The 22,795-nt window shown below is 72.4% G+C and carries 19 protein-coding genes; 7 read left to right on the plus strand and 12 right to left on the minus strand.

Annotation, left to right across the window (positions count from 1 at the left end):
- Positions 1 to 5: 5 nt before the first annotated feature.
- The 10 genes from ACGFWI_RS15240 to eccD form a co-directional block, all read right to left on the minus strand.
- The gene (locus ACGFWI_RS15240; RefSeq protein WP_393906405.1) at positions 6 to 2,003 is read right to left on the minus strand and encodes an NADH-quinone oxidoreductase subunit L; all 1,998 of its coding nucleotides are present in this window, start codon (positions 2,001 to 2,003) and stop codon (positions 6 to 8) included.
- Positions 2,000 to 2,362 (minus strand): NADH-quinone oxidoreductase subunit NuoK, encoded by a 363-nt coding sequence (nuoK, locus tag ACGFWI_RS15245; RefSeq protein ID WP_393906406.1) that lies wholly within the window; start codon positions 2,360 to 2,362, stop codon positions 2,000 to 2,002. The genes ACGFWI_RS15240 and nuoK overlap by 4 nt, the downstream gene beginning before the upstream one ends.
- Positions 2,362 to 2,979 carry an NADH-quinone oxidoreductase subunit J gene (locus ACGFWI_RS15250; RefSeq protein ID WP_393906407.1) on the minus strand — a complete coding sequence of 206 codons (618 nt, stop codon included), beginning with the start codon at positions 2,977 to 2,979 and terminating at the stop codon, positions 2,362 to 2,364. Before ACGFWI_RS15250 ends, nuoK begins: the two co-directional genes overlap by 1 nt.
- Complete coding sequence (locus ACGFWI_RS15255) at positions 2,976 to 3,578, minus strand: NuoI/complex I 23 kDa subunit family protein (protein ID WP_393906408.1); 603 nt, start codon at positions 3,576 to 3,578, stop codon at positions 2,976 to 2,978. The genes ACGFWI_RS15250 and ACGFWI_RS15255 overlap by 4 nt, the downstream gene beginning before the upstream one ends.
- On the minus strand, positions 3,575 to 4,543 hold the full coding sequence (locus ACGFWI_RS15260) for an NADH-quinone oxidoreductase subunit H (RefSeq protein WP_393906409.1): 969 nt from the start codon (positions 4,541 to 4,543) through the stop codon (positions 3,575 to 3,577). The genes ACGFWI_RS15255 and ACGFWI_RS15260 overlap by 4 nt, the downstream gene beginning before the upstream one ends.
- Positions 4,540 to 5,985 (minus strand): NADH-quinone oxidoreductase subunit C, encoded by a 1,446-nt coding sequence (locus ACGFWI_RS15265; RefSeq protein WP_393906410.1) that lies wholly within the window; start codon positions 5,983 to 5,985, stop codon positions 4,540 to 4,542. Before ACGFWI_RS15265 ends, ACGFWI_RS15260 begins: the two co-directional genes overlap by 4 nt.
- Entirely contained in the window at positions 5,982 to 6,644 is a 663-nt protein-coding gene (locus ACGFWI_RS15270; RefSeq protein WP_393906411.1) for an NADH-quinone oxidoreductase subunit B, read from the minus strand. Before ACGFWI_RS15270 ends, ACGFWI_RS15265 begins: the two co-directional genes overlap by 4 nt.
- Positions 6,635 to 7,036, minus strand: a complete 402-nt coding sequence (locus tag ACGFWI_RS15275; protein ID WP_393906412.1) for an NADH-quinone oxidoreductase subunit A — start codon at positions 7,034 to 7,036, stop codon at positions 6,635 to 6,637. The genes ACGFWI_RS15270 and ACGFWI_RS15275 overlap by 10 nt, the downstream gene beginning before the upstream one ends.
- Positions 7,037 to 7,276: 240 nt before the next feature.
- Entirely contained in the window at positions 7,277 to 9,133 is a 1,857-nt protein-coding gene (locus ACGFWI_RS15280; RefSeq protein ID WP_393906413.1) for a hypothetical protein, read from the minus strand.
- Between the two features lie 68 nt (positions 9,134 to 9,201).
- Positions 9,202 to 10,602: a type VII secretion integral membrane protein EccD gene (gene eccD, locus ACGFWI_RS15285; protein ID WP_393906414.1), complete on the minus strand. Its 1,401-nt coding sequence runs from the start codon at positions 10,600 to 10,602 to the stop codon at positions 9,202 to 9,204.
- Positions 10,603 to 10,966: 364 nt separating this feature from the next.
- Here eccD and ACGFWI_RS15290 point away from each other — a divergent pair, with 364 nt between their 5' ends.
- The 7 genes from ACGFWI_RS15290 to rarD all read left to right on the plus strand — a co-directional run bounded on the left by ACGFWI_RS15290 (position 10,967) and on the right by rarD (position 20,860).
- Complete coding sequence (locus ACGFWI_RS15290) at positions 10,967 to 12,262, plus strand: sensor histidine kinase (RefSeq protein ID WP_393906415.1); 1,296 nt, start codon at positions 10,967 to 10,969, stop codon at positions 12,260 to 12,262.
- A gap of 222 nt (positions 12,263 to 12,484) precedes the next feature.
- Positions 12,485 to 13,798, plus strand: coding sequence for a sensor histidine kinase (locus ACGFWI_RS15295; protein ID WP_393906416.1), 1,314 nt, complete (start codon positions 12,485 to 12,487; stop codon positions 13,796 to 13,798).
- Between the two features lie 643 nt (positions 13,799 to 14,441).
- Positions 14,442 to 15,101 carry a LuxR C-terminal-related transcriptional regulator gene (locus tag ACGFWI_RS15300; protein ID WP_393906526.1) on the plus strand — a complete coding sequence of 220 codons (660 nt, stop codon included), beginning with the start codon at positions 14,442 to 14,444 and terminating at the stop codon, positions 15,099 to 15,101.
- 297 nt (positions 15,102 to 15,398) lie between these two features.
- The gene (locus tag ACGFWI_RS15305) at positions 15,399 to 17,351 is read left to right on the plus strand and encodes a 2-oxoacid:acceptor oxidoreductase subunit alpha (RefSeq protein ID WP_393906417.1); all 1,953 of its coding nucleotides are present in this window, start codon (positions 15,399 to 15,401) and stop codon (positions 17,349 to 17,351) included.
- A complete protein-coding gene (locus tag ACGFWI_RS15310; protein ID WP_393906418.1) occupies positions 17,344 to 18,438 on the plus strand; it encodes a 2-oxoacid:ferredoxin oxidoreductase subunit beta in 1,095 nt (364 codons plus the stop codon). The genes ACGFWI_RS15305 and ACGFWI_RS15310 overlap by 8 nt, the downstream gene beginning before the upstream one ends.
- Before the next feature lie 346 nt (positions 18,439 to 18,784).
- Positions 18,785 to 19,651, plus strand: coding sequence for an SDR family oxidoreductase (locus ACGFWI_RS15315; protein ID WP_393906419.1), 867 nt, complete (start codon positions 18,785 to 18,787; stop codon positions 19,649 to 19,651).
- 183 nt (positions 19,652 to 19,834) lie between these two features.
- Entirely contained in the window at positions 19,835 to 20,860 is a 1,026-nt protein-coding gene (gene rarD / locus ACGFWI_RS15320) for an EamA family transporter RarD (RefSeq protein ID WP_393906420.1), read from the plus strand.
- On the opposite strand, the gene ACGFWI_RS15325 is transcribed toward rarD, so the two are convergent.
- Complete coding sequence (locus ACGFWI_RS15325; RefSeq protein WP_393906421.1) at positions 20,850 to 21,722, minus strand: ABC transporter permease; 873 nt, start codon at positions 21,720 to 21,722, stop codon at positions 20,850 to 20,852. The two genes, rarD and ACGFWI_RS15325, sit on opposite strands and share 11 nt — an antisense overlap.
- Positions 21,709 to 22,767, minus strand: coding sequence for an ATP-binding cassette domain-containing protein (locus ACGFWI_RS15330; RefSeq protein ID WP_393906422.1), 1,059 nt, complete (start codon positions 22,765 to 22,767; stop codon positions 21,709 to 21,711). Before ACGFWI_RS15330 ends, ACGFWI_RS15325 begins: the two co-directional genes overlap by 14 nt.
- Positions 22,768 to 22,795 lie beyond the last annotated feature (28 nt).

Here is a 22,795-nt window from a genome sequence, read left to right on the forward strand (position 1 = left end):
ATCGGTCAGGCTCCCGTGCCCGTAGCGACGAGGACGGCGGCGACGGCCAGGACGAGCGAGCCCGCGAGCAGCGCAGCGAGGTAGGTCTGCACATTCCCGGTCTGGGCGCGGCGGACCGCGGCGCCCAGCAGGCGGGGGGCGGCGCCCGCGCCGCGGACGTAGGTGTCGACGACCTCGCGGTCGAGGAAGCGCACGAGCGAGGCGGCGGCGCGTACGGGCCGGACGAAGAGGACGGAGTAGACGGCGTCGAGGTGGAAGCCGACCGCCGCATGGCGGTGCAGCGGGCCCAGCAGGAGGCGGCCGGGGTCGGCCGGGTCCGGGGCGCCGGCGTTGTCGCCGTAGACCGGGGCGTGGGTGTCGATGGCCACTTCCTCGGCGATCGCGGGGCCGGCGTCCGGAGCGGCGACGACCGCGCCGAGGGGGATACGGGCGGCGAGCGCGGTGGTGTGCCGCCAGGCCGCATAGGTGACCAGGCCGCCGACGAGGGCGATACCGGTGCCCAGGACGGAGGTGGTCAGGGTCGGCGCGAGCGAACGCCCGTCGAACCAGCCGGGCAGGAAGGGGGCGCCGAGGCCGAGCGCGACGGTCGGGACGAAGAGCACCCACAGGACGGCGTTCATGGCGACCGGCTGCGGGCCGTGGTCGGGGGCTTCGGCGCCCTTGCCCTTGAAGGCCAGCAGCCACAGGCGGGTGGCGTAGGCCGCGGTGAGGAGGGCGGTGAGCAGTCCGGAGACCAGCACGGTCCAGCCGACCGCGCCGGGGATGCCCTGCGCGTCACCGAGGGCGGCGTGTTCGGCGGCGCCCAGGACGGCTTCCTTGGAGAAGAAGCCGGCGAACGGCGGGATCGCGGCGAGGGCGAGCAGCGCGACGGTCACGGTCCAGTAGGCGTCCGGGATGCGCCGGGCCAGGCCGCTCATCCGGGACATGGCGGCCAGCGAGTTGGTGCCCGCGGCGTGAATGATCACGCCGGCGCCGAGGAACAGGAGGGCCTTGAACGCGCCGTGTGAGAGGAGGTGGAAGACGGCGGCGCCGCGGTCGCCGACGGCCAGTGCGCCGAGCATGTAGCCGAGCTGACCGACCGTCGAGTAGGCCAGGACGCGCTTGATGTCGTCCTGGGCCAGCGCGGCCAGCCCGGAGCCGACCATGGTGATCGCGGCCATGACGGCGAGCACGACCAACGCGGCCGCGGAGGCGGCGAAGACGGGGAGGAGACGGGCCACGAGATAGACACCGGCCGCCACCATCGTCGCGGCGTGGATCAGCGCCGAGACGGGCGTCGGGCCGGCCATCGCGTCCGGGAGCCAGGTGTGCAGCGGGAACTGCGCCGACTTGCCCGCGACACCGGCGAGCAGCAGCAGCGCGATCAGCGTCGGATGGTCGAGGCCGCCGGCGGTGACGGACCCGAGGATGCCGGTGATGCGGAACGTTCCGGCGTCGGCGGCCAGCGCGAAGATGCCGAAGAGGAACGGGACGTCGCCGAGCTTGGTGACGAGGAAGGCCTTGAGGGAGGCGGCGCGGGCGGCCTCGGTCTCCCAGTAGTGGCCGACGAGGAAGTAGGAGCAGATGCCCATGACTTCCCAGCCGACCAGCAGCACCATCAGGTCGCCGGTGTAGACGACCAGCAGCATCGCGGACGTGAAGAGCGAGACCAGCGCGGCGTAGGAGGGGTAGCGCGGGTCGTCGCGCAGATAGCCGGTGGAGTAGATCTGCACACAGGTCGCCACGACACCGACCAGGACGGCGATCAGCGCGGCGAAGCCGTCGATGTGCAGGGACAGGTCGATGGGGATCGAGCCGGTGGGGGTGAGCCGGGTGGCGACGTCGGTGGCCGGGCCGCCGTCCTGTCCGATGGCGACGGACACGGTGAGCGCGGCCGCGGCCAGCGTCGGCAGCACGGCCAGCGGCCGGACGAAGCCGGGCGCACTGCGTCCCACGAGGAGACCGGCGACGGCCCCGAGGAAGGGCAGGAGGGGAACGAGAAGGGCGGTGGTCGTGAGGGTCACGCGGCGGCCTCCGCCGTGGTGTCCGGCTGCGGGTCCCCGTCCGCGGCGCCCGTCTTCTCGGCGAGGTCGCGGAGCCGGTCGATGTCGGAGCTGCCGCGATTGCGGTAGACGAGCAGCACGATCGCCAGGCCGATGCCGATCTCGGCGGCGGCGATGGCGATGGTGAAGAGGGTGAGCGCCTGGCCGGTGTGCAGGGTGTCGCGCAGCCAGACGTCGAAGGCGACGAGGTTGAGGTTGACGGCGTTGAGCATCAGCTCGACGGACATCAGCACCAGGACCGCGTTGCGGCGCGCGAGCACGCCGTACAGCCCGGTGCAGAAGAGCAGGACGGCGAGGACGGCCGGGTAGGCGAGATGCATCAGCGCTGCTCCTCTCGCGGGGCGGGGGCACGGGAGGCGCTGTTCTTGAGGCCCGCCGCTGCCGCGGGCACGTCGCCCCCCGTCTTGCGGGACAGCACGATCGCCCCGACGAGCGCGGCCAGCAGCAGCACGGACAGCGCCTCGAAGGGCAGCACCCAGTACTGGAAGAGGCTGCGCCCGGAGACTTCGGTGGAACCCTGGGCGGCGCCGTCGAGGTTGACCCAGGTGGCGCGGAAGCCGTCCACGACGACCCACACCAGGGCCGCGGCCGAGGCGAGGGCCACCGTGAGCGCGGCCCACCGGTTGCCCGAATCGGCGTCCGGGGAGCGGCCGATGGGCGCCTTGGTGAGCATCAGCCCGAAGAGCAGGAGGACGACGACGGAACCGACGTAGATCAGCACCTGCACCCAGGCGATGAACTCGGCCGTCAGCAGGAGATATTCGACGGCGATCCCGCCGAGGGCGACGACCAGCCAGAGGGCGGCGTGCACCAGCTGCCGGGTGGTGACGGTGATGACGGCCGCGCCGAGGGTGGCGATACCGACGAGGACGAAGGCGATCTCGACACCGGAGGGCGACAGGAAGCCATGGCCGGCTGCGGTGGCGGCGAGCGTCACGTTCCCTCCCCTGAGGTGTCCGGTCGGTTCTGGTCCGCTGCCGGGTCCACGGCCTGGGCCGCCTCGGCTTCGGCCTGCTGCTGGGCGGCGAGCTTGTCCGCCGCCTTACGGGCGGCGGCGAGCTCCTTGGGCTCCTCGGCCGCCGGGTCGAGCGCCGGCGGTTCGGGCACCGTCCACATCCACTCGCGGAGCCTGTCGCGCTCATGGGTCAGATCGCGGATGTCCGTCTCGGCGTACTCGAACTCCGGTGACCAGAAGAGCGCGTCGAAGGGGCAGACCTCGATGCAGATCCCGCAGTACATGCACAGCGCGAAGTCGATCGCGAAGCGGTCCAGCACATTGCGGCTGCGCTCCCGGCCCCCGGGGGCGGCCGGCGGCACCGTCTCCTTGTGGGAGTCGATGTAGATGCACCAGTCCGGGCACTCACGGGCGCACAGCATGCAGACCGTGCAGTTCTCCTCGAACAGCCCGATGACGCCACGGGTACGGGGCGGGAGGTCGGGCTGGACGTCCGGGTACTGCGCGGTGACCGATCGTTTCGTCATCGTCCGCAGGGTGACGGCCAGCCCCTTGGCGAGGCCGGAACCGGGGAAGCTCATGACGAGATCACCACCTTGATGACGCCGGTGAGGGCGATCTGGGCGAGCGAGAGCGGGATGAGGACCGTCCAGGCGAGCTTTTGCAGCTGGTCCTCGCGCAGCCGCGGGTAGGTCACCCGCAGCCAGATGACGCCGAAGGCGAGGATCACGGTCTTCAGCAGCGTCCACAGCCAGCCCAGGCCGTCGGCACCGAACGGGCCGTGCCAGCCGCCGAGGAAGAGGACGGAGGTCAGCGCGCAGAGGACGACGATGCCGGCGTACTCGGCGAGCAGGAAGAGCGCGAAGCGCAGTCCGGTGTACTCGGTGTACGCACCGAAGATGATCTCCGAGTCGGCGACCGGCATGTCGAACGGCGGCCGCTGCAGCTCGGCGAGCCCCGCGGTGAAGAAGACCACTCCGCCGACGATCTGCCACGGCACCCACCACCAGTGGAAGGCCTCGACGATGCCGGGCAGGGAGAGCGTGCCCGCCGCCATCGCGACGGAGGCCGCGGCGAGCAGCATCGGCAGCTCGTACGCGAGCAGCTGCGCGGCCGTCCGCAGACCACCGAGCAGCGAGAACTTGTTCGCCGAGGCCCAGCCCGCCATCAGCGAGCCGAGCACGCCGACGCCCATGACGGCGAGGACGAAGAAGATTCCCGCGTCCAGGGCCTGTCCCACGGCGTTGTGCGGGCCGACCGGGATGGCGACCAGGACCAGGAGGTACGGCAACAGGGCGACGGCGGGCGCGAGTTGGAAGATCCGCCGGTCGGCGCCCGCCGGAACGATGTCTTCCTTCTGCGCGAACTTCACACCGTCGGCGACGAGTTGCGCCCAGCCGTGGAACCCACCCGCGTACATGGGTCCGAGCCGGCCCTGCATATGGGCCATGACCTTGTGCTCGGTCTGCCCGATGACCAGGGGGAAGACCAGAAAGACGGCGAAGACGGCGAGCAGGCGCAGCGCGGTGTCGAGAGCCTCGCTCATGGGGTGTCGCCTCCTGCCGGGTCGTGAGGGGTGTCCTGTCGGGGCTCGGGAGCGGGGCGGGGGTCCGGCTCGGGGGCGGGGCGGGGGTCCGGCTCGGGGGTGGACTCCGGGCCGGCTTCCGGCTCCGGTGCCGGGCCGGTTTGCGGCGGCTTCGGCTCCGCTTCCGGCTTCGGAGCCGCTTCCGACTTCGGCTCCGGTGCGGGCGTGGGCTCCGGCTCCGCCTTGTTCCCGGGCGCTGCGGCCTGCTCGTCCGGTGCCGCCGGCTCGTCCGGTGCGGCCTTCTGCTCCTGGGGCGCTGCCGTCTTCTCCGGCGTCTGCTCCTCGGGCGCTGCCGTCTTCTCCGGCTCGTCGAAGGCCGGACGGGCGTGATGCCAGGGCGCGTCCGAGGAACGCGGGGCCGCCTCCTCCGAGGGGGCCCCCGCCGGGGCTTCCTTGGCCGGGACCGCCGCCGACGGGGCCTCCTGGGGCGAGGTCGCCTCAGGTGTCCCCTCGGTCGGGGTCGCCCCAGCCGTCTCCTCCGTCGCAGCCGCCTCCGCCGCCCGCCGCTGGCCGGCCGAGCCCTCGCTCGCCGAACGCGTACGGCGCGCCGGGCGCTCGGGACGTGCCTCGGCCGCCGTGGTCTCGGTCCCCTCCCCCGCCGCCCGCCGCTGACCGGCCGAACCCTCGCTCGCCGAACGCGTACGCCGGGCCGGACGCTCGCCCGCGGCCGCACCGGCAGCGCCGGCCGCGCGTGCGCCGCCGGCCGCCCGCGCACCCCGCGCCGGACGCGCGGGCGCAGGCGGCAGCTGGCCCTTCAGCGGGCCCCACTCGTTCGGGTCCGGGACACCCGGGGGCAGCATCTGGCGGCGCTTGGGCCCGCCGTGCGCCGCAGCCTCCCCCGGCTCCTTGGCGCCCGGCCATGCCTTGGCGACCCGCGCCGCCAGCACGAAGTCCTTGCGCAGCGGGTGCCCTTCGAAGTTGTCCGGGAGCAGCAGCGGTACGAGGTGCGGATGGCCGGTGAAGTCGACACCGAACATCTCGTGGGTCTCCCGCTCGTGCCAGCCCGCGCCCGGGTACACACCGACGGCGGTGGGCAGCACGGCCGCTTCGTGCGGCACGGTCGTCCGCACGATCAGCCGGTGGACGGTGCCGGGCCGCGCCACATCGGCGAGATGTACACAGATCCGGAAGCCGGTGCCGGGCTCGTCGACGGCGCTCAGCCAGTCGAAGTAGCTGCAGCCGAGGTCGTCGCGGGCCGCCGTCAGTGCCGTGAGCCAGCCGTCCACGGGGACGTCGACGGTCAGCACGTCGTACGCCAGCTCGGCCGCCGCCCCCGTACCGAAGATCTCGCTCGCGGGCCGCGGCAGCCAGCCGACGACCGGCTCGGCGACCGGCTGTTCCGGCTGCTCGGGGGTCTCCGCCTGCGGCTCCGGCTGCTGAGGCTGCTCCGGCTGCTCGCTCATCGGGGCTCCTCCCCCGGCCCCTGCGGCTCATCCGCCGGCTTCGGCGCGGGCGGCGTGACCAGCCCGCTGCGCAGCGCGGCCGCGGACGGCCGGGGCGCTCCGCCCTTCGCGTACCGCTCCCCCAGCGACTCGCGCGCGATCTTCTCCTGAAGCTTGAGGATGCCCTGCAGCAGCGCCTCCGGACGCGGCGGGCAGCCCGGTACGTACACATCCACCGGAATGATCTGGTCCACGCCCTTGGTGACCGAGTACGAGTCCCAGTAGGGACCGCCGCAGTTGGAGCAGGCCCCGAAGGAGATGACGTACTTCGGCTCCGGCATCTGCTCGTAGAGTCGCCTGACCGCGGGCGCCATCTTGTCGGTGACCGTGCCGGAGACGACCATCAGGTCGGCCTGGCGCGGGCCGGGCGCGAACGGGATCACGCCGAGCCGGATGAAGTCGTGCCGCGCCATGGACGCGGCGATGAACTCGATGGCGCAGCAGGCGAGGCCGAAGTTGAAGACCCAGAGGCTGTAGCGGCGGCCCCAGTTGAGGACCACCTTCATCGGTTCGGGCGCGAGCCGGGCCAGGGTGCCCAGGCGCTGCGGCTCCGGCAGGAACTGCGGGGCAGCGCCCTCGGACGCGCCTGCGGAGCTGGGGGAGGCGGGGGTCACGTCCATTCCAGGACGCCCTTCTTCCATGCGTAGAGCAGGCCGATGGCGAGGAAGCCGAGGAAGATGAACATCTCCACCAGCGTCACACCACCGAAACCAGGGGCGGCGAAGATCGTTGCCCAAGGGAACAGGAAGATCGAGTCGACGGCGAAGATGACGTAGAGGAAGGCGTACACGTAGTAGCGGACCTGGGTGTGCGCCCAGCCCTCGCCGACGGGGTCCACGCCGCACTCATAAGTCAACAGCTTCTCGGGCGTCGGCACAACGGGCCGCAGCAGCCGCCCGGCACCGAAGGCCACGGCGACGAAGAGCACCCCGATCACGCCGATGATTCCGACGACCGAGTAGCCCTGGAAGTAGTCCGCGGCGACGGTGGTCCGTACGGTCGCGTCCAGCACGTCCGCCCCTCGCTCCCTGACTGCGCTTGTTCAACGACTTCGACGATCTGTACGGACGGGAGTCTAGGCCCTGCCCCGGCCGCGGTGAGCAGCCGCATCGTCGCGGACGGTGGGGTTGTCCCTACTTCGCCCTACCTGGGCGGCAGGCAGCGTAGACGGCGGGGCCGGTTGTCTCAGCAGGTGTCTCAAAAAGCGGACGGACGGGCGGTTCTACGGGCGGGCCGGTGACCGTGCGCGCAGTCACCGGGGCGGCCCGCCGTGGGGGTGGACGGGGGCCGGATGGACGGGGGCGGAGTGGCCACCGTCAGACGTGGGATTCCCAGGGGCGGCGGGAGGTCCGTGGGGCACGGCGTTACCCGGGGCGGCAGGGGCTCCGTACGAAGGGGCTCCGTACGAGGGGGCTCCGTAGGCGGCAGGGGCTCCGTACGACGCAGGGGCTCCGTACGGCGTGGGGTCACCCGGGGCCGAGGCGGCTTGGTAGGGCGTGGGACGGGCTGGCCCTGACGGGTAGGGGGCCGCGTACGGCATGGAAGGGTCCGGGGCGGAGGGGTGGGCGCCCGGCCCTGGCCGGTCGCTGCCGGGGTTCGCCGGTGTGCTCCGGTCCGTACGCTGCCGGCCCGGTCCGCGGGAGACGGCCCGGTTCATCGCCTCGGCCGCGATCCGCGCCGCCGCCTGCAGCGTCCGCTCGCCGAGCAGCTCCGTGCGGATCGCCCCGCCCGCCGCGAGATGGCGGTCGTACGGAAGCGGGAGCACGGTCGCGCCGCCGATGCTCAGATGCTCGGTGGCCTTGCGCAGCTCCAGTCCGGAATCGGGGGACCCATGGCTGAGGACCACCACCGTCGTCGGCAGCATGCCGGGGTGGAGCCCACCGACCCAGTCCAGTACCGAGCGGGTGGCCGTCACCCCCTCCGGGGTGGCCGGGGATACCAGCACCCGCGCCTGCGTCGTCACCAGCGCGGTACGCGCGACCTCGGCGGGCAGCGTCTCGCAGTCCACGACGGTGGTGGCGAAGTACCGGCGCAGGGACGTCATCACCACCCGGTAGGTGTCGATGTCCAGCCGCGTCCCGATGGCGCCCTGGCTGCCGGGCAGCAGCCAGCCGCCTCCGGGGAACGGAATCAGATAGCCCGTCAGGTCCGTGATCAGCATCGACGGATCCACTATCTGCGCCAGGTCGGTGCCCGACCAGCGCACCTCCCGCGCACCCAGCCGGTGCGGCAGTGTGCCGAGCGCCGGATCGGCCTCGATCGCCAGCACCGGATCGGCGCGGTAGTGGGCATAGGTGAGGGCCAGCAGCGCGGCGACGGTGGACTTGCCCGCACCGCCCCGGATGCTCGTCACGGAGATCTGCCGGCCGGTGGCCACCGGCTGCTGGATGGCGTACGCGGTCTCTGTGAGGGCGGCGGTCTCCGCGGCAGGCGACGACGCGATCGCCCGCCGGACGGCCCGCCCCGCACGCTGCGCGACGGACTCACCGTGCCGCGGCTTGGACCGCAGAGCATCCAGCTCGGGCGGCATCAGCGGTACCGAGACGGGAGTGGGGCCGGACCTGCGCACGGGGGTGGGCGTGTGCACGGAGGCGGAAGGAACCGCGGCGGTGGACGGCGGCGGTGTGGTGTGGGGCGTCGGTGCGGTGTAGGGGGCCGACGGCGGGGCCGGTTCCGGTACGGGCTGCGGCTGCGGCTGCGGCTGCGGAACGGCAGTGGGCAAGGGGCCGGGAGCGGCCAGGGAGCCGGGTGCGGCATGGGCGGCCGGCACGCCGTCCCGTAGGGCAGCGGCGTCCGGTGCCGGCGGCGGAGCGGAGGGCAGCGGCGGGTACACCGCACCGCCGGTGCCCGGCATGGCGGAGGGCGCGGGCATCGGTGCGGGCGCTACGGGCACGGCAGCGGCAGCGGCATCCGGAACGGTCGACTCCGCCCGCACCGTCAGCGGGGTGTCCCATACGGTCGCCTCCGAGGGAGCGGGCGTGGCCGGCGCGCTCCCGGGGGCGGGCGTGGCAGAGCTGCTCGCCGTGCCGCCCGTTTCCGCGGACGTTCCTGGTGTCATCGCTGCCCCGCCGAGGTCGTGCGGCAGATCGTGCTGCCGGTCTCCCGGCACAGGTCCACCCGGCCCGCTCGGTCCCTTGGATCCCTCTGCTGACATGGTCCCGTGGCCGCCTTTCCAGTTCAGAACGTGTGCAGCAGCCGGCTGTAGACCCCGAACGCCCCGAGGGCGACCGGGATCAGCGCCACCACGCTGACCGACTCGACGAGGTTCATCAGCCGGCGCAGCCGGACCTGAAGGTGCTCCGGCACACGCACCGCGAGCACCACCAGCGGCAGCACCGCCAGTACGCACAGCACAGCGAGCGCGCCCGAGGGATCGTCCGCGTCCGCCGCCCACCGCAGCACCGGATTCACCCCCACCGCCGCACCGGCCGCCAGCAGGGCGACGACCTCGACCGTCAGGGGATAGGCACGTGCGCGCGAGAGCATCACCACGCACAGAAGGACCGCGGCGGCGACCGACCAGCCGTCCCCCGGGCCCGCGGCGAGCACTCCCGCCGCGCCCGCGGAGGCGGCCATGGCGACAGTGGCCGGCGCGAGACCACGATGTGTCGCGCCGAGGGCGGTCACGACCTGGTGCCGGCTCACCGGGGTGCCGCCGGACCGCTGGTCGTCGAGCCGGGTCAACCCGGCCGCCGTCAACGCCAGTCGGGGCAGCTGGCCCAGCACCAGCACCGACACCACACCGAGCGCGACTCCCGTACGGGCCGGGCTGGTCAGCGCCAGCCCGGCCTCCCAGGCTCCCACCGCGAGCGCCACCGTCGCCGCGGCGACGAGTCCGCCGCGCCCCAGCTCCGTGCAGACCCCGAGCAGCGCGAGCGCGGCCGCGACGGTCAGTCCCACGGCAGCCAGCCGCGCCGTGCCGGTCGAGGCGGCCTGCCAGGACGCGAGCACGCCGAGCGCGCCGCCCCCTACGAGCAGTGCGGTGCCCAGGGAGCGCCGTCCGAGCCATCCGCCGGCGACTCCACAGACCGCGGCGAGCACCGCGGCGACACCGGTCCAGAGCGCGGCCCGGCCCGCCCCGTACCCACTCGCCGCCACGGCCCCGGCGACCAGCGCCAACAGCACGCTCGCCGCGCCGGCCGTCCACGTCCGGCTCCGCCGGCCCCAGCGCCGACTGCGTACTGCCAGATCGTCGGGGACCTCGTCCATGGAGCCCGGCACGGCCGGCGCCGCCGGTGTCTCCTGTTCCCCGACGAGCCGCAGCACCGAACCGTCGGGCACCCGTGCCGAAGCGAGCGAGTCGGCCGGCGAAAGCACCGATCCGTCCGCCGTCACCAGCCGCCGGGGCGACGGCCCTTGATCCGGCCGGTCGCCGAGCAGCCGCAGGATGTCCGGCAGCAGCACACCTAGGGGCTCCTGCGAGGGGAGCACGAGATCGACCCGCCGCCGTCCGCCCACGAGGGTCACCCGGCTGAGCGAGGTGCGCGCCGCGGCCCCCGAATCCATCCCCGAACTCACACTCACCATGCCGCCGCGGCCCCTGCGTTGCTGCCAGTTGGACTTGCTCCGGGATGCCACGAACCGTCGGCCCGCTTGCCCGTGAGGAACGACCGCTCCGCACGACCGGTACACACCACGGCCGCCGGGGAGCTGCTCCCGAAGAATTTCCCCAGATTCTCATCCGGACCCCGCAGCGTCCGCCGCCGCCCGGACATCCACGCATCCCGCGGCCTGCGGCTGCGCGCGGAAACGGAATCCGGCACCTGGCTGTCGTCATCCCGCGCCATCGCCCGCTCCCCCTCACGTTTCCTAGCGCGACACGATACGGCCCCCCTCCGACACGCTGTCCAGCACGGCCGACGGCGGCTGGTGGGGAAAACCCCACCCCCATCACCCCAGCCACCCCATGGCACGCGGAGCGGCGGCCGGGCAGGCTGGGCGCATGACGGAGAGTTCCCGGCCCGGTGCCAATGCTGCTGATGACGCCTTTGACGGTGTCTCACCGCCGCCCAGAGGGCCGCTCAGCGGCACGACGTGGCGGGAGGTCGCGTACCTGCTGTCCAATTTCCCGTTGGACGTCGTCGGGTTCGTGGTGCTGGTGGTCTGGCTGGCCCTCGGGATCGGGCTGGCCGTCACCGTGATCGGGCTGCCGCTGCTGGCGAGCGGCCTGGTGGCGTGCCGGAAGTACGGGAAGCTGGAACGGGCGCGAGCGCGGGCACTGCTCGGGGTGCGGGTGCCGGAACCGAGTCCGCTGCGCGCCCGGGAGCAGGGATTCCTGCCCTGGCTGTGGACGTGTCTGAAGGACCCGGTCGCCTGGCGGCATGCGTTGTTCGCGTTCATCCGGCTGCCCTGGGCCGCGTTCACCTTCACGGTCACTCTGGTCTCGCTCTTCGTGGCGTGGCCGGCGCTGCCGTGGCTGGCGCGCTGGCTGACGGACGTGGACCGGGCGATGGTGCGCGGCCTGCTCTCGCCCTCCGACGAGCTGGAGCGGCGGATCGCCGAGCTGGAGTCGGACCGGGTGACGGTCACCGACACCGCGGCGGCCGATCTGCGGCGCATCGAACGCGACCTGCACGACGGCGCGCAGGCCCGGCTCGTGGCGCTCGCCATGGGGCTCGGCCTGGCGAAGGAGAAACTGCTGGAGGGCCAGTCCGACGCAAGCGTGGCGGCGATGGTCGACGAGGCGCACGGCGAGGTGAAGCTGGCGCTGCAGGAGCTGCGGGATCTGGCCCGGGGCATCCATCCGGCGATCCTCACCGACCGGGGGCTGGGCCCCGCCCTGGCCTCGCTGGCCGGGCGCTGCACGGTACCCGCCACCACGGTCGTGGACCTGGACGAGCGGCCCGCGCCCGCCATCGAGGGCATCGCCTATTTCACGGTCTCCGAGCTGCTGCAGAACATCTCCAAGCACAGTGCGGCGCGGCAGGCGTCCGTCGAGGTGTGGCGGGTGCCGGCAGGGCCCACGGACCAGGGCGGTGGTGGGCGATGGGCGGGCGGCCGGCTGCTGATCCAGGTCACGGACGACGGGAAGGGCGGGGCGCGGCTGGACGGCGGCAGCGGGATGGCCGGGCTCGCCGAGCGACTGGGGTCGGTGGACGGGCTGTTCGTGCTGGATTCGCCGGTGGGCGGGCCCACGCGGGTGACGGCGGAGCTGCCGTGGCGGGCGCGGACGGCGTCGGGGGCGGGGGCGGAGGCGTCGTCGAGGACGGCGTCGAAGGCCGGGGCAGAGGGGCGCTGACGGGCCGTCTGACCGAGCCGTTTGCCGCCCGGCCGAGGGAAGGTGGTGGCGGCCTCAGGTCCGGGGGTGGGGAAAACCCCAGGCGAAGACTGCGAAGTTCCTCATGGTGCGGGGGACGCCGGCCGCGGACCCTTGTCGTAGCGGAAAGAGCCGCGCGGCTGCAGTTCGGGCAGCGGCTCCGACAGGGCAAGGGCCGCATCCGGCAGAACGGACGACGAGACGATGGAAATCGCATACGCACCGCATCCCCGCGGCTCCCGTGTGCCCGAGGGGCTGCGCGCCCCGTTCTCCGGGCGCACCTGGCGGGAGTTCCTGTACCTCCTCCTCAACCTCCCTCTGTCCATCGTGATGTTCACCTACGCGACGGTGGTGATCTCGCTGGGCGCCGGCTTGCTGGTCACGTTCCTCGGCATCCCGGTGCTGGCGGGCGGTCTGGCCGGTGGCCGTGCGCTGGGCGGCCTGGAGCGTGCGCGGGCCCGCACACTGCTGAGGCTGGACGTCGACGATCCGGAGCCCGTCCGGCCCTCCAAGCCGAGCCTGATGGGGTGGGTCGGGGCCGTACTGAAGAGCGGGGCGTCCTGGCGCCACCTTCTCTATTCCCTGCTGCACTTCCCGTGGGCGCTCTTCTCCTTCATCTTCTCGGTGACGTTCTGGACGCTCGGCTGGGGGCTGCTGACCTATCCGCTGTGGCGGTGGACGTTCCCCGCGTACGTCGGCCGGTCGGGCATCCAGCTGTGGGGTGACGGCCGCGGCAACGGCGCCTATCTCGACACCCCGGCGGAGACCGCGGTCACCTGCGGGGTCGGGCTGCTGTTGGTGCTGGCCGGACCGTGGGTGATCCACGGGCTGACGCAGATGGACCGGGTCATGGTCCATGGCCTGCTGGGACCCTCCTCCCTCGCCACCCGGGTCTCCCAGCTGGAGTCGGACCGGGGGGTGGCGGTGGACACCGCGGCGGCCGATCTGCGGCGCATCGAGCGTGATCTGCACGACGGCGCGCAGGCTCGGCTGGTATCGCTCGCCATGGATCTGGGCCTGGCCAGGGAGAAGCTGGCGGAGGATCCGGAGGCCGCCGCGAAAATGGTGGACGAGGCGCACGGCGAGGTGAAGATCGCGCTCCAGGAGCTGCGCGATCTGGCCCGCGGGATCCACCCGGCGATCCTCACGGACCGGGGTCTCGGCCCGGCGCTGTCGGCCCTGTCCGCGCGGTGCACGGTTCCGGTGACGGTGACCGTGGACCTGGATCACCGGCCGGCCGCCGCGATCGAGGGCATCGCGTACTTCACCGCCTCCGAGCTGCTGCAGAACGTCTCCGCACATGCCCAGGCCACCAGCGCGACGCTGGACGTCTGGCACGCCGCGGACCGGATCATGGTCCTGGTCGCGGACAACGGCCGGGGCGGCGCGCACACCGGGTCTGGCACCGGCCTGGCCGGCCTCGCCGAGCGGCTGGATTCCGTCGACGGCCTGCTGATAGTGGACTCCCCCGCCGGCGGCCCGACCCGCATCACCGCAGAACTGCCGTGGCGCGGGTGACGACGGAGCTGCCGTGCGGGGTGACGGCGGAGCTGCCCTGCCGGGTGACCACTCAGCGGCCGCAGCGCGGCTGACCGCCAAGCAGCCGGGGGCGGGGTGACCGCCGAGCCGCCGGGCCGCGGGGTGATCGTCGAGCCGCCAACGGCGCCGGGTGCCCACCGAGCCGCCATGGCGCGAAGGCCACCGCGCCGCCATGGCGCAGAGGGCCACCGAGCCAGCGGGCCGCCACGATGCAGAGGTCCACCGGCCCGTGGAGAGCCACCGGGCCACCGGGCCGTGGAGGGCCACCCTGGCGCATAGGTCCACCGGGCCACCGGGCCACCGTGGCGCAGAGGTCCACCGGGCCACCGGCGTCCGGTCAGCGGCCGGAGCCGGGACGGGGGCCCGGCCCCGGCCGCCCTCCCTGGGTGCCACGGCCCGCCTCGACCGGGCGGGCCCGCCTCGACCGTGCGGCACCCGGAGATGCGCCACGAGCACCCACTCGGCCCGCGGCCCCGTCCGGCCGCCGCCCCGCCCGCCTCCCGCCGGTTTCTTCGCCCCTGATCCCCTCATCCACCTCGCGGTCATCCGGATGCTGGGATGCTGGAGGCCGACAGGGGTGGGATGCGATGAGGCATGGGGAGTCTGAGCCGTGGAGGACAAGGTGCGGGTGGTCATCGCCGAGGACTCGGTGCTGCTCCGTGAGGGCCTGACACGGCTGCTCACCGACCGGGGGCACGAGGTCGTGGCGGGTGTGGGGGACGCCGAGGCGCTGATCAAGACGATCGGGGAGCTGGCGGACGAGGGGGCGCTGCCGGATGTGGTGGTGGCGGACGTACGGATGCCGCCGACGCACACCGACGAAGGGGTCCGGGCCGCCATCCGGCTGCGCCGGGACCACCCGGGCCTCGGGGTGCTGGTGCTCTCGCAGTACGTCGAGGAGCAGTACGCGACGGAACTGCTGGCCGGGTCGAGCCGGGGCATCGGCTATCTGCTCAAGGACCGGGTGGCCGAGGTGCGGGAGTTCGTCGACGCGGTGGTCCGGGTCGCCGGGGGCGGGACCGCGCTGGACCCGGAGGTGGTGGCGCAGCTGCTGGGCCGCAGCCGTAAGCAGGATGTGCTGGCCCATCTGACGCCCCGGGAGCGGGAGGTGCTGGGGCTGATGGCCGAGGGCCGGACGAACTCCGCGATCGCCCGGCAGCTGGTGGTCAGCGACGGCGCGGTCGAGAAGCACGTCAGCAACATCTTCCTGAAACTGGGCCTGTCGCAGAGTGACGGGGATCACCGCAGGGTGCTCGCGGTGCTCACCTACCTCAGCTCCTAACCACCTGACAACCTGTCAGATGGGTGGCCCGAGGCGTTTTCCACCGGGGTCCAGGACTTTGGCCGTAGAACCAATGGAGGAGTCCGGAGCGTCATGAATGAGGGGGCACGGGGGGTGGTGATTTCATGACAAAACACACCAGATCGGTGTCTCATGCTGCCGTCCAGCATGCGAGCGCCCCAGGGAAGGCCACCCTTACCCACGTACGATGGTTATGGGACAACCGGTCAGTACGACACACGTCCCGAGCCCTGCCTCCGGCGGGGACGCCGCACCCCTCGAGGGAGGTCCGAAGCAGTGACCAGCCAGGTCAGTAGCACAGCCGAGCAGAGCGACGCAGCGCTTGTCGGGGATGAGCGCGCTTCCGGTGACGGCGGCGAAGGCAAAGAAGTCCGACGCCTCGACCGGGTGATCATCCGGTTTGCCGGTGACTCCGGTGACGGTATGCAGCTCACCGGTGACCGGTTCACGTCGGAGACCGCGTCGTTCGGTAACGACCTGTCGACGCTGCCGAACTTCCCCGCCGAGATCCGTGCGCCTGCCGGAACCCTGCCGGGTGTCTCCAGCTTCCAGCTGCACTTCGCCGACCATGACATCCTCACGCCCGGTGACGCGCCGAATGTGCTGGTGGCGATGAACCCGGCCGCGTTGAAGGCGAACCTCGCGGATGTGCCGCGGGGCGCGGACATCATCGTCAACACCGACGAGTTCACCAAGCGTCCGATGGCGAAGGTGGGATATGCGACCAGTCCGCTGGAGGACGGGTCGCTGGAGGCCTACAACGTCCACCCGGTGCCGCTGACGACGCTGACGGTCGAGGCGCTCAAGGAGTTCGGGCTCTCCCGCAAGGAGGCCGAGCGCAGCAAGAACATGTTCGCGCTGGGGCTGCTGTCGTGGATGTACCACCGGCCGACCGAGGGCACCGAGAAGTTCCTGCGGACGAAGTTCGCGAAGAAGCCGGAGATCGCGGAGGCGAATGTCACGGCGTTCCGGGCGGGCTGGAACTTCGGGGAGACGACGGAGGATTTCGCCGTCTCCTACGAGGTCGCGCCGGCGACCAAGGCCTTCCCGACCGGCACCTACCGCAATATCTCCGGGAACCTGGCGCTCTCCTACGGGCTGATCGCGGCCGGCCGGCAGGCGGATCTGCCGCTGTATCTGGGCTCGTATCCGATCACCCCGGCCTCCGACATCCTGCATGAGCTGTCCAAGCACAAGAACTTCGGTGTGCGCACGTTCCAGGCCGAGGACGAGATCGCCGGGATCGGCGCGGCGCTGGGCGCCGCGTTCGGTGGTGCGCTGGCGGTGACGACCACGTCGGGTCCCGGTGTGGCGCTGAAGTCGGAGACGATCGGTCTGGCGGTCAGCCTGGAGCTGCCGCTGCTGGTCGTGGACATCCAGCGCGGCGGGCCGTCGACGGGCCTGCCGACGAAGACCGAGCAGGCGGACCTGCTGCAGGCGATGTACGGGCGCAACGGTGAGGCACCGGTGCCGATCGTGGCGCCCAAGACACCGGCCGACTGCTTCGACGCGGCGCTGGAAGCGGCCCGGATCGCGCTCACGTACCGCACCCCGGTCTTCCTGCTCTCCGACGGGTATCTGGCCAACGGCTCCGAGCCGTGGCGGATCCCCGACGTCGACGAACTGCCGGATCTGCGGACCCAGTTCGCCTCGGGGCCCAATCATCAGCAGGCGGACGGCACCGAGGTGTTCTGGCCGTACAAGCGCGATGAGCAGACGCTGGCCCGTCCCTGGGCGGTGCCGGGCACGCCGGGCCTGGAGCACCGTATCGGCGGTATCGAGAAGCAGGACGGCACGGGCAACATCTCCTACGACCCGGCCAACCACGACTTCATGGTGCGCACCCGCCAGGCGAAGGTCGACGGCGTCGACGTCCCGGACATCGAGGTCGACGACCCCGCCGACGACAGCGGCCGGGGCGCCGGCACCCTGGTGCTGGGCTGGGGGTCGACCTACGGGCCGATCACCGCGGCGGTACGGCGCGTACGGGGCGCCGGGGAGCGCATCGCTCAGGCTCATCTGCGCCACCTGAACCCCTTCCCGGGGAATCTCGGCGAGGTCCTGGCGCGTTACGAGAAGGTGATCGTGCCGGAGATGAACCTCGGACAGCTCGCCACTCTGCTGCGTGCCAGGTATCTCGTCGACGCACAGTCACACACCCAGGTCAGCGGAATGCCGTTCAAGGCCGAGCAGCTCGCGGAGGTCTTTAAGGAGGCCATCAATGACTGAGACGATCACGGAAGGGTCCTCGCAGATCGAGGCGCTCTCCCTGGTGCCCAAGGCCGACGCCAAGCAGTCCATGAAGGACTTCAAGTCCGACCAGGAAGTGCGCTGGTGCCCCGGCTGCGGTGACTACGCCGTCCTTGCCGCCGTGCAGGGCTTCATGCCCGAACTCGGCCTGGCCAAGGAGAACATCGTCTTCGTCTCCGGCATCGGCTGCTCGTCCCGCTTCCCGTACTACATGAACACCTACGGGATGCACTCCATCCACGGCCGCGCCCCCGCCATCGCCACCGGCCTGGCCTCCTCGCGGCGCGACCTGTCCGTGTGGGTCGTCACCGGCGACGGCGACGCGCTCTCCATCGGCGGCAACCACCTCATCCACGCCCTGCGGCGCAACGTCAACCTCAAGATCCTGCTGTTCAACAACCGGATCTACGGTCTGACCAAGGGGCAATACAGCCCCACCTCCGAGGTCGGCAAGATCACCAAGTCGACGCCGATGGGCTCGCTGGACGCACCGTTCAACCCGGTCTCACTGGCGCTCGGCGCCGAGGCCTCCTTCGTCGCGCGCACGGTCGACTCCGACCGCAAGCACCTCACCTCGGTGCTGCGCGAGGCCGCCGCCCATCCCGGGACGGCGCTGGTGGAGATCTACCAGAACTGCAACATCTTCAACGACGGTGCCTTCGAGGTCCTCAAGGACAAGGAGAAGGCCGAGGAGGCCGTCATCCGCCTGGAGCACGGGCAGCCGATCCGCTTCGGCGCCCTGGCCCCCGACGGCTTCGGTTCCATGGGCGTGGTCCGCGATCCGGCCACCGGCGACCTCCGGGTCATCGACGTACGGGAGGAGGGCACAGGAGGTGTGCTGATGCACGACGCGCACAACCCCTCGCCCACGACGGCCTTCGCCCTCTCCCGGCTCGCCGACCCCGACACGCTCCACCACACCCCCATCGGGGTCCTGCGCAGCGTCGACCGGCCGGTCTACGACACCCTGATGTCCGACCAGCTCGACGACGCCATCGAGCAGAAGGGCAAGGGCGACCTCGGCGCCCTGCTGGCCGGCAACGACACCTGGACGGTCGTCGGCTGACGGCCCGTCCATGAAGGGTGTCCACCGCGCTTCCGAGCGCGTAGCCGCCTCGCGGGTACGCCCTGGAAGTGCGCCGACCCTCCGCGGGTGCCCGTACGGGAACGTCTCAGGGCGTTCCCGTACGGGCACCCGTTTGCGTTTCCGGCGACCCGCGGCTCGCTCCGGCCGCGCGCCATCGGCGTACCGGCTGGGCGCTACCGGCGTACCCGCTGGGCGCCATGGGCGGACCGGCCGCGCGCCACCGGCGTCCCCGGGATCCCCCGTGTGCATCCGTCGGGGCGCGTCTCTTCTGCGCGCCCGGTACGGGTGCCATGCTGGCGGCTTCCCAACCGCCAGGGGGTAGGACATGAGCATCGTCGTCACCGGTGCCACCGGGGCACTCGGCCGGCTCGTCATCGAGGAGCTGCTGAGGCGCACCGCACCGGGCGATCTCGTCGCGCTCGCCCGTGACCGCGCCAAGGCCGCCGGCCTCGCGGCCCGCGGTGTCGAGATCAAGATCGCGGACTACGGCCGGCCCGAGACGCTCCAGGGAGTCTTCGCGGCCGGCGACCGGGTGCTGCTCATCTCCGGGAACGAGGCGGGACGGCGCCTCACCCAGCACCGCGCCGTCATCGACGCCGCGCGGGAGGCGGGCGTCGGGCTGCTGGCGTACACCAGCGTGCTGGGCGGGCCGACCGCCACCTTCTCCATCGCCGAGGAGCACATCGCCACCGAGCAGGCGCTGCTCGCGTCCGGGGTGCCGTACTGCCTGCTGCGCAACGGCTGGTACCACGAGAACTACACCGGTGCGCTGGCCGGCACCCTGAAGGCCGGCGCCGTCGTCGGCAGCGCCGGCGACGGCCGGGTGGCCACCGCCGCGCGCCGGGACTACGCCGAGGCGGCCGCCGTCGTCCTCACCGGCAGCGGCCAGGAGAACACGGTGTACGAGCTGAGCGGCGACACCGCCTGGACGATGGCCGAGTACGCGGCCGAGGTGTCCCGGCAGACCGGCCGGACGATCCCGTACCAGGACCTGCCGCAGGAGAGGTATGTGGCGCTGATGGTCGAGGCGGGGGTAGCGGCGCTGGGCGCGCAGATGGTCGCCGAGGCGGACGCGGGGATCGCCCGCGGCGAACTCGCCGCGACGCCCGGCGAGCTGTCCCGGCTGCTCGGCCGCCCGACCACTCCGATCGCCGAGGCGATCGCGGAGGCGCTGAAGGAACTCCCCGTCTGAAGCGGCCTGCCGGTCCGCAGCGGCTCCCGTACCCCGGCTGAGCGGGCTCTCGGTACGCCCATGTCCCCCGGCCCGCACCCCACTCCGCCGGCCTGTCATGACCGTATGCCAAGACAGGCATGACAGCAGGGCCCGGCGGCGCTACTTTCACAGAGGCGGCGAAGCACCCTCAGGAGGTCCCCCTTGCAGCCTCGAAGCGATCAGCGTGTCGGACTCGCCTACGGTCTCGCCGCCTACACCATGTGGGGCCTGCTGCCGCTCTACTGGCATCTGCTGGCCGCCGCCGCGCCGTCCGAGATCCTGGCCCATCGCATGATGTGGTCGCTGCCCGTCGCCGTCGTCATCCTGGCCGTGCTGCGCCGCTGGTCGTGGATCGGCCCGTTGCTACGGCAGCCCAAGAGGCTCGGGCTGATCCTGATCTGCGCCCTGGTCATCTCGGTGAACTGGTTTCTCTACATCTGGGCGGTCAACGCCGGGCACGTCCTGGAGGCCTCGCTCGGCTACTTCATCAATCCGCTGGTCAGCATCGCCTTCGGCGTACTGGTGCTGCGCGAGCGGCTGCGGCCGCTGCAGTGGACGGCGGTGGGGATCGGCCTCCTCGCCGTCGTCGTGATGACCGCCGCCTACGGCAAGGTGCCCTGGATCGCGCTCGGGCTGGCCTTCTCGTTCGCGACGTACGGGCTGGCCAAAAAGGGCATCAAGCTCGACGGGATCGAGGGCTTCAGCGCCGAGACGGCCCTGCAGGCGCTGCCCGCGCTGGGCTTCGTGGTCTTCCTCGGACTGCACGGCGAGTCCAGCTTCACCACCGGCGGGGTGGGCCAGGCACTGCTGCTGTCGGGCTGCGGAATCGCGACGGCGGTGCCGCTGATCTGCTTCGGCGCCTCGGCGATGCGGCTGCCGCTGACGACGATCGGGATGATGCAGTATCTGGCGCCGACCTTTCAGTTCCTGCTGGGGCTCACCGTCTTCCACGAGCGGATGCCGCCGGAGCGCTGGGCCGGGTTCGCTCTGGTGTGGGCGGCCCTGGCGGTACTGACCTGGGATGCGCTGCGGACGGCACGGCGGGCGCGGACGGCGCTGGCCGACGCCGCGGCCCGGGCGGGCGAGGCGGCCGCGGCCGGGGCGGTGCAGGGGACGGAAGCAGACCGGGCGGCGGCGCAGAACCCCGGCGCACCGGCCGCGACGCCGCCTCCCGGCATCACGCCGTGATGTCCCGGGTGGTGAAGCGCGCCCAGGCGGCCGAGCCGAACACCAGGGCGTACAGCGCCTGCAGGCCGATGTTCTTCTGCAGCTGGTCCCAGTAGACGGGGTCGCGGAGCAGGTCCGCGAACGACAGCCAGTAGTGCGGGAAGAGATAGGGCTGGATGGCGTGCAGCTGCGGGATGGTGTCCAGGATCTGCACGGTGATCAGCAGGCCGACCGTGGTCGCCATGGCCGCGATACCGCTGGTGGTGAGGGCCGAGATGAACAGGCCCACGGCGGCCACCCCGATGAGGGACAGCGCGACCGCGACCGCGATGGCCAGTGCCCGCAACAGCCCCTCGCCGAAGGACACGGACGTACCCGAGAGCAGGGTGACATCGCCCAGGGGGAAGAGCAGTGCGCCGGTCGCCAGTGCGGACAGCGCCACGACCAGGGTGCCCACCAGACAGAACGTCAGGGTCGTGGCGTATTTGACCAGCAGCAGGCGGGTGCGGCCCGCGGGCGCCACCAGGAGATAGCGCAGCGTCCCGCCGTGCGCCTCACCGGCGAGGGAGTCACCCGCGATCACGCCGATGGACATCGGCAGAAAGAACGGCAGCGTCACCGCGAGCGAGGTGAAGACCAGGAAGAGGCCGTTGTTGGTGATCTGGGAGATGAACGCCGGGCCGCCCGGGCCGCCACCGCCGCCCGGCCCGCCGTCGCCCGTCTCGATCTTGACGGCGACGCCGACCAGGACCGGTACGCCCGCGAGCACCGCCAGCAGCGCGAGAGTGCGCCAGCGCCGGAACGTCGTCAGGATCTCGCTGCGCAGCAGACCCAGCGACCACAGCGGTCGGGGCGTGCGCAACGCCGCCTCAGCCTGCGACATCGAAGCCCTCCCCGGTCAGTTGCACGAAGACGTCCTCCAGCGAGGCGCGGTCCGTACCGAAGCCGCGGACGCGTACACCGGCGTGCACCAGCGCGGCGTTGAGATCCGCCAGGTCCGGCGGGTCCCCGCCCTCCGGACTGGCCATGGGCGCGTCCGCGTCCGGGAGTTCACCCGTCACCCGGTCGTCGGTGACCTGGAGGCCGGCCAGGCCGCGCTCCTTGAGGACCCGGACCGCGTCGGCCGTGTCGGGGGTGGTCACCGTCAGCCGGCCGTTGCCGCGCGAGTCGAGGACCGTGGCGGAGAGAGCGGCGACCGTGCCCTGGGTGATCAGCCGGCCGCGGGCCATCACCGCGGCATGGGTGCAGACCTGCTCGATCTCGTCGAGGAGATGGGAGGAGAGAAAGACGGTGGTGCCGTCCGCCGCCAGTTCGCGGATCAGGGCGCGGATCTCCCGCATGCCCTGGGGGTCCAGGCCGTTGGTCGGCTCGTCGAGGACCAGCAGCTCACGGGGCTGGAGCAGGGCCGCGGCCAGGCCGAGGCGCTGCTTCATGCCGAGGGAGTAGGCGCGCGCCTTCTTGCCGGCCGCGGCGGCCAGGCCCACCCGCTCCAGTGCATGGCCGACCCGCCCGGCACGGGTACGGGGATCGGCGAGCGGGTCGGCGGCGTCGAACCGCCGGAGGTTGTCCCGGCCGCTGAGGAAGCCGTAGAGCGCCGGTCCCTCGATGAGGGCCCCGACCTTGGGGAGCACCCGGCGGCCCGCGGCGGGCATCGGCTGCCCGAGCACCCGGGCGCTGCCGGCGCTGGCTTCGATCAGGCCCATCAGCATGCGGATGGTGGTGGTCTTGCCGGAGCCGTTGGGGCCGAGGAAGCCGAAGACGCTGCCGCGCGGTACGGCCAGATCGAGGCCGTCGACGGCGAGCTGGCCGCCGCGGTAGGCCTTGGTCAGCCCCCGCGTCTCGATCGCCGGGTCCCCGGCCGTCCGGGGGCCGGGCCCGTCGTCGGGCGGACGGGCGCCCTCGGACCCTGAGGCGGGCGGCGGTGGCATCGGCTCCCCCAACGTCGTACGGATGGGC

It is taken from the genome of Streptomyces sp. NPDC048434, from assembly GCF_043200375.1.
Lineage (GTDB): Bacteria > Actinomycetota > Actinomycetes > Streptomycetales > Streptomycetaceae > Streptomyces.